This window comes from Paenibacillus lactis, from assembly GCF_017873605.1.
GTDB classification, from domain to species: Bacteria; Bacillota; Bacilli; order Paenibacillales; family Paenibacillaceae; genus Paenibacillus_AQ; species Paenibacillus_AQ lactis.
Genome location: NZ_JAGGKI010000016.1, coordinates 122652 through 128651 on the forward strand (window position 1 = coordinate 122652; position 6000 = coordinate 128651).

Here is a 6000-nt window from a genome sequence, read left to right on the forward strand (position 1 = left end):
CACGCATCCTTTATGCGCACAGACAGCTCTTCGTCGGGCCGATTCGATTCTTATTTATCCTGCCCCGCCGCCGCAGCTGCAGCAGCTTGGTCCGCCTTCTCGATCCCCTCCAGCAAAGCGTCCCGGAAGGCAATTTCCTCATCATTGATATAGCCCGTAAAGACGACTTCGGAAATATCCTTATGGTTAAAAAAGATATTGGAATCCTTCGTCAGATTGCCATGCGGGTAGAAGCAGGCAACATAATCCCAACGCTTCAGCGTCTTCGAGTCGTTCTGCATTCTTCCGTAAATCATCAGCGTCTGATCCCAATCTTTGAATTTGACAACCGATCCGATCGGAAGCAAATGTTTCTCTCCTTGCCCCTGATGCTCTTGATTCATTCGCTGATCCATTTGCGTTTCCATGATCATCAACCCTTCATTAATCTACTGCCTATTTTATATACGACAAATACGACAAGAGGAACTCCTAGGAGATAGGAAATACAGATTACGGCTTTCTCTGCTGCCGCATAATCGGTCTCGAGCAGGTTCGGAATCACCGTGCCCAATATGCCGACAATGGCAATGACGATCATTATGTATTTAAAACGCTGCTGTTTACCGCTCATTGTACGGCACTCCTCCCTTACTTGACGGATATGGAACCCCCGACTCCGACGAGGCTGGCTCCCGGACCCAGCGGTATATGGAATTTCAAGCCGCTTTTCCCGACCTCTGCCGACGCTCCGACCGTACCGAGCGAAGCGGACCCGCCGATATGGAGCTCTCTGTCCGTGAAAGGCAGCGGAATTTTGAACCCGCCTTCGTATTTGTTCAGCGTTGCTTCGGCACCTAGACTCAGCGTGCCGTCCTTCACCGATGCCTCCAGCTCGCCCTTCACCAGGCTGACGGAGCCTTGCACGTAATCGTTCTCATAACCGGCTTCCACCACGGCGCCGCTGGCACTTGCGCCTTCGGTTAAATTCGCGCTTGCGCTGCCGGTAATCGCTTTGGTATACAGACCATTCTCTTCATTTTTAACGACGCTGCCTTCCGCCTCTACGCCTTTGAGCGCCTTATCCAGTAAGTCCTCTGCACTGGCAGTCTGGACGCCTGCCGGTTTGCTGTTCGCAGCTGCCGTCATGCCGAGAGCTCCAGATCCTGCCGATCCCGCTAACGCTGCGGCCCCGGCTGCCCCTGCTGTGCCTGCCAGGATTCCTGCTCCAACTCCTCCAGCAGGAACAGCTCCCGCTCCGTTGATCATTTCGTCCGTTGTCCGGAACTTCACCGAGATTTGCTTCAGATCCGAAGAGATCGTCTGAAGGCATTCGAGATATTTATTCATGGTAGCTCTAGCCTGTTGATAATCCCCGTAGAACCGTTCCCGGGTCATTCCTTCCCACTGGCTCTCCATCTCAAGAATGCTTCGCGATAGACGATCGACAATCTCCCGACTCTGTTGTCCGGACTGCGCGAACTGGGTTGAGACCTGCTCCAGCTGTTCGGGTGTAATCAAAATTCGATTGGACATAAACGATATAACGCCCCTTCTGTCTGTCATTTCATTCAAGTTTGGTGTTCCTATTCTACCGGCATGATTGGAACCCGCGGGATACCCCCATCAACCATTAACCGATTCCCCAAACGATTAACCACATTTTTCAATTTTAGTCTGAAATCAGGGGATGGGCAATAAAACAAAGGGGCCAATTATACCATTTTCAAATCTAGGAAACTCGGTCCTAGCCGCTAGGGCCTCCTTCTGCTATTCCCCTACGCATGTCCTTAATCCTATGCGAAAAATCGTGCCCTAGGAAAGGTTCTCTGCTAACTGCCTATGACGTTACAGCCTCAAGTCCTAGGATGTGATGTGGCCCGGGTACATCCTGCTATTGCTTGTGCGTTAGAGCCTGCCGGTTTAGTTGATCAAGGAGCTCCCCATCCAAAGTCGGGGATGAAATCCGCCCTGCGAACGGCAGAACATCCCTCTCCGGACGGTTAAAGAACAGGTCTCTTCTCTTGTAAATTTGAGAAAGTCTAATGGAGAGGGTGTTGCTGAACATGAATCAAAGGATTCAAGAAGGGCCGACGCATATTGCAGATATTTTTAAACAGGAAAAATCGTTGATCGTCGCAGGACTGCTCGGATTTCTGCTGGCGGGGATATGCGGGATCTGGGTACTGATATACGGGGGACCGGTCGCACCGGAGGGGAATATTGGAAAAGCATTCTCGTTTAATGCCGCGCTCGGGATATTTCTGTTCTCGACCGCAGCGATCCTCCCTTTCTCGGGTATGGGAACCAGGTCCAAGGCTTGGTTTCGCTGGAGTTATATTGTGCTCGCGCTGTATTCCTATTTCGCGGAAACCGTTCAAAACTTCAGGGGCGTCGATCCCCGGTTCGTTCGGAACGGGACGGTCTTCGATGAGGCCGTTTCCAATATATTCGTACTGGTTGCGCTGCTGCTTGTCCTCTTTTATGTCATCATCGCCGTTCAATATTTTCGCAGACGGGTGCTCAACGCCAATCCGGAAATCGTGCTCGGCATACGCTATGCCATGATCGCCGTCATCATCTCGTTTGCTGCAGGAATCTGGATCTCCGTCAACACCGGACGCTTCACCGGAGCAGGCGGCAATATTATCTGGCTCCACGGATTCGGGTTTCACGCCCTGCAGGTCGTTCCGTTTGCAGCATGGCTGTCCATGATTACACTCAATCCGGCATCAAGGCTCATCGTTATCCATCTGACCGGAATTTCCTACCTGCTCGGCCTCATGGCAATCGGATGGCAAACGCTTCTCGGTTACACGCTGTTCGAGTGGTCGGCACTTCCCATTGGGGCAGCATTCTTCTTCCTGGTAGCATTCATTCTTTCGGCCTGGATGGTAGGCCAAGCTTATGTACAGCACGCCAATCAACGAATCAACCGTTCATCGCATGGCCGGTGATCTTTCGCCGGGATACGAAAGAAGACAGGGCAAGCCGCGCTTACGCCCCGTCTTCTTCCATCTCCGTTGTTTAGGAGATCATTATTTTTCCAACCGAACTCCTGCTGCAGCCTGCTAGATGAACAAAAACGGGATCAGGAACAACAGGGCTATCGCTTCCCATGCAAGAACGTTGCCGAAGCCATAGCCGTAGCCGCCGTAACCCCACGGCCCAAACGCAGACGTTTGTGCGCCAGCCTTCTTGGATTTCGCAGCTTTCTTTCCTTTTTTCCCTTTTACAGACAAAATCGAAGCTGAAGGATTCGAGGCATACTCAAGCTCAAGTCCGTGATCATGAACGCCTCGGATCGTGCCTACAACTTCAGTTCCGTCATACAGGACCGCGCATACTTGTTTACCAATGTATCCCCGGCATACATCAGCCGAAACCGGTATTTGCTGCACTCGACTTTCCCCCTCCCCAGCGTTTGTGTATTATATTCTTCCTGGAGAGTGTGCGGCAGTGATAGGTGTCCTGGACGTTAAAAATCCGCGATTTGCCCCTCGGTTCAAGACCCGCTTGCACGCCGGTAAGCCTTGACCATGAGCTCCTCGTTTATGGCTCCTTGGTACCTCCCCGAAACAACGCCGTTCGGCGTCAGCACATAGGTTGTCGGATAAGCAGTGATCTCGTACGTTCCGGTTACCGTTCCGTCTCGATCATACAACACGGGAAATGTGAGACCATTCGAGTCCACGAAGGATGCAGCGTCCTCCATGCTGCCTTCAAGATGCGTCATATTTACGGCTAGAATAACGACGTCTTCTGCTTTATGCCGATTATAAAAATCCTCCATGTAGGGCATTTCCGCTTTACACGGCGGGCACCAGGAAGCCCAGAAATTAAGGAGGACCGTACGGCCGCGGTAATCCGACAGCCGGACCTCCTGTCCGTCTACTGTCCGCAACGCAAAATCAGGCGCACGTTTCCCCGGCTTGAGGCCTTTGGCGATTCCATCGGCATCGTCCGTTAGTGCAGGACGGTCACCCGTCGAGCCGTTGCCGGAGTTGTTCAGGTGATTATATACCGCCCACACAAGCAAAGATCCGATCACAAGCATAACCGCTCCGTTCCTGCCTAGACCGAATGTCAACCATTGCGGTAAGGGAGTATCAAATTTCAACCAGGCGGAGCTCAACAGAACGATAAGCAGAAGCATCACCAGTAGCTGCCCGGCCCCGATCGGACGGTCCGTGATCAGCCCATCGAGCAGTATATAAACAAAGCCGCCAGCCAGTGCGGCCATGAGGAAGGACTTGATTAACAGCGACCCCAGTGATCTCATCTTATTCCACCGAACGAGGACGTAGATGCCGGCTGCAAGGCTCCCAAGCCCTATTCCGCGCACTCCGCCGGTCATATAAATTAGAGACAAGGGGTGGCGGAGCGTACGCACCGGGTCCCAAATGAGCATACCGAATTTCCATACGGCGAAGCCGATCAGCAGCGAATAAACGTAAGTGTCAAGCAGCCAATCCCTATGCTCAAGACGATGTAACCGGACGCGGAGCGTCATATACCCTGCCATGGCAACGATCAGGAATACGGCAATATCCGCCCGGATCATAAACGGGCCAATCGGAATGACAGTCACTGGGGAACCTCCTTGCAATGTTCTGAGATGATAGCTGTTGCGTAGGGCAAATCATTTATGTAGAGGAACTTTTTATATACAGCAACCATTTATGAAGGGCAGTAATTGATCAAAGTGACCCATTTTAGAGTAACCAATTAAGAGTAATCATGAAAAGAGTAACCGTGAAAAAAGTACCATGAAAAGAGTGACCGTGAAAATGACCGTGCAATGACCGTGTAGAGTGTATCCGTGAAAATGAAAAGAGTGGCCGTGAATAGAGAATCGTTAGTTGACCGTTCCATGGATAAAGCGCTCACTCGGCGCTAGATGACTCGATCCAAGGAGCATATTGACGTATCTTTCAACTCATTACCCCGTGGGGTATATCATCTATCTTATTGCATCCATGCTTAGATGTAAACACTCCGACATCGGGTCAGACCTTCCCTTACGGTAGCTGCTCGATAGAATCCCATTTTAAAGCAAATTCCGTATACGTCTTTCCGCCAATTTCGATCTCCTTCCGCTTGATTTCACGCCCGCCCATACGCTGATAGAATGCCAAAGCAGAATTTCCCTCAAGAACCCATACCATCAAGGAAGTAAATCCTTTGGAGCGCAAAAATTCCTTCATTCTTGCGAACAGTCGTCTCCCCCATCCCTGACCTTGAATCTCCTTCAGTAAATAGACCGCATAGACCTCGCCTTCATGCGGCAGCTTGTCCTCACGCTCCCTCCCATACGTCAGGAAGCCGTAGATGGTTCCCTGATCATCGGCAACAACCAAGAGCTCCTCGTCATCCCGAAGGTTGCCGATTTTCCAGCGCCATCTCTCCTCCCTTTCCGAGACCGACAGCGAATTCAGATACGCGTCTTCAACAATCCCCCGGTATGTCGTCTTCCAGCTGTTCACATGCACGCTTGCGATGCCTTCTGCATCGGCTTCAACTGCAGTTCTGATATACATTGAATTACCTCCCCATACTTAAGCAAGTCCCTTATTGGGACTTGCTGCGCTCCCGGAGCTCCTTTTGGCTCGCACAAGTAAGTCCCTTTTGGGGACTTGCTCCGCTCCTGGAGCTCCTTTTGGCCCGCACTAAGTCCCTTTTGGGGACTTGCTCCGCGCTTGAGCTCCCTTTGGCTCACACAAGTCCCTTTTAGGGACTTGCTCCGCGCTTGGAGCTCCTTTTGGCTCGCACAAGTCCCTTTTAGGGACTTGCTCCGCGCTTGGAGCTCCCTTTGGCTCACACAAGTCCCTTTTAGGGACTTGCTCCGCTCCTGGAGCTCCTTTTGGCCCGCACTAAGTCCCTTTTGGGGACTTGCTCCGCGCTTGAGCTCCTTTTGGCCCGCACTAAGTCCCTTTTTGCAGCTAGAATAAAAAGTGGACACCCCTTAGTGATAAAACGATAATGAAACAAAGCAGACGAGAGGGTGTCAAAAAAAATGAG

The 6000-nt window shown here is 51.6% G+C and carries 7 protein-coding genes; 1 reads left to right on the plus strand and 6 read right to left on the minus strand.

Annotated elements, in window-relative coordinates:
- Positions 1–50: 50 nt before the first annotated feature.
- From J2Z18_RS23835 to J2Z18_RS23845, 3 genes are read right to left on the minus strand one after another with little or no spacing between them, the layout of a single operon-like run.
- Positions 51–383: a DUF4176 domain-containing protein gene (locus J2Z18_RS23835; protein WP_028407249.1), complete on the minus strand. Its 333-nt coding sequence runs from the start codon at positions 381–383 to the stop codon at positions 51–53.
- Positions 384–412: 29 nt separating this feature from the next.
- Positions 413–613, minus strand: coding sequence for a hypothetical protein (locus J2Z18_RS23840; RefSeq protein ID WP_007128513.1), 201 nt, complete (start codon positions 611–613; stop codon positions 413–415).
- Between the two features lie 17 nt (positions 614–630).
- The gene (locus J2Z18_RS23845; protein ID WP_007128514.1) at positions 631–1515 is read right to left on the minus strand and encodes a WXG100 family type VII secretion target; all 885 of its coding nucleotides are present in this window, start codon (positions 1513–1515) and stop codon (positions 631–633) included.
- A gap of 530 nt (positions 1516–2045) precedes the next feature.
- Here J2Z18_RS23845 and J2Z18_RS23850 point away from each other — a divergent pair.
- Positions 2046–2936: a hypothetical protein gene (locus tag J2Z18_RS23850; protein WP_007128515.1), complete on the plus strand. Its 891-nt coding sequence runs from the start codon at positions 2046–2048 to the stop codon at positions 2934–2936.
- Positions 2937–3050: 114 nt separating this feature from the next.
- On the opposite strand, the gene J2Z18_RS23855 is transcribed toward J2Z18_RS23850, so the two are convergent.
- The 3 genes from J2Z18_RS23855 to J2Z18_RS23865 all read right to left on the minus strand — a co-directional run bounded on the left by J2Z18_RS23855 (position 3051) and on the right by J2Z18_RS23865 (position 5519).
- On the minus strand, positions 3051–3380 hold the full coding sequence (locus tag J2Z18_RS23855) for a hypothetical protein (protein WP_007128516.1): 330 nt from the start codon (positions 3378–3380) through the stop codon (positions 3051–3053).
- A gap of 104 nt (positions 3381–3484) precedes the next feature.
- On the minus strand, positions 3485–4570 hold the full coding sequence (locus J2Z18_RS23860; RefSeq protein WP_007128517.1) for a peroxiredoxin family protein: 1086 nt from the start codon (positions 4568–4570) through the stop codon (positions 3485–3487).
- A 430-nt stretch (positions 4571–5000) separates the two neighbouring features.
- Positions 5001–5519, minus strand: coding sequence for a GNAT family N-acetyltransferase (locus J2Z18_RS23865; protein WP_007128518.1), 519 nt, complete (start codon positions 5517–5519; stop codon positions 5001–5003).
- Positions 5520–6000: the final 481 nt, after the last annotated feature.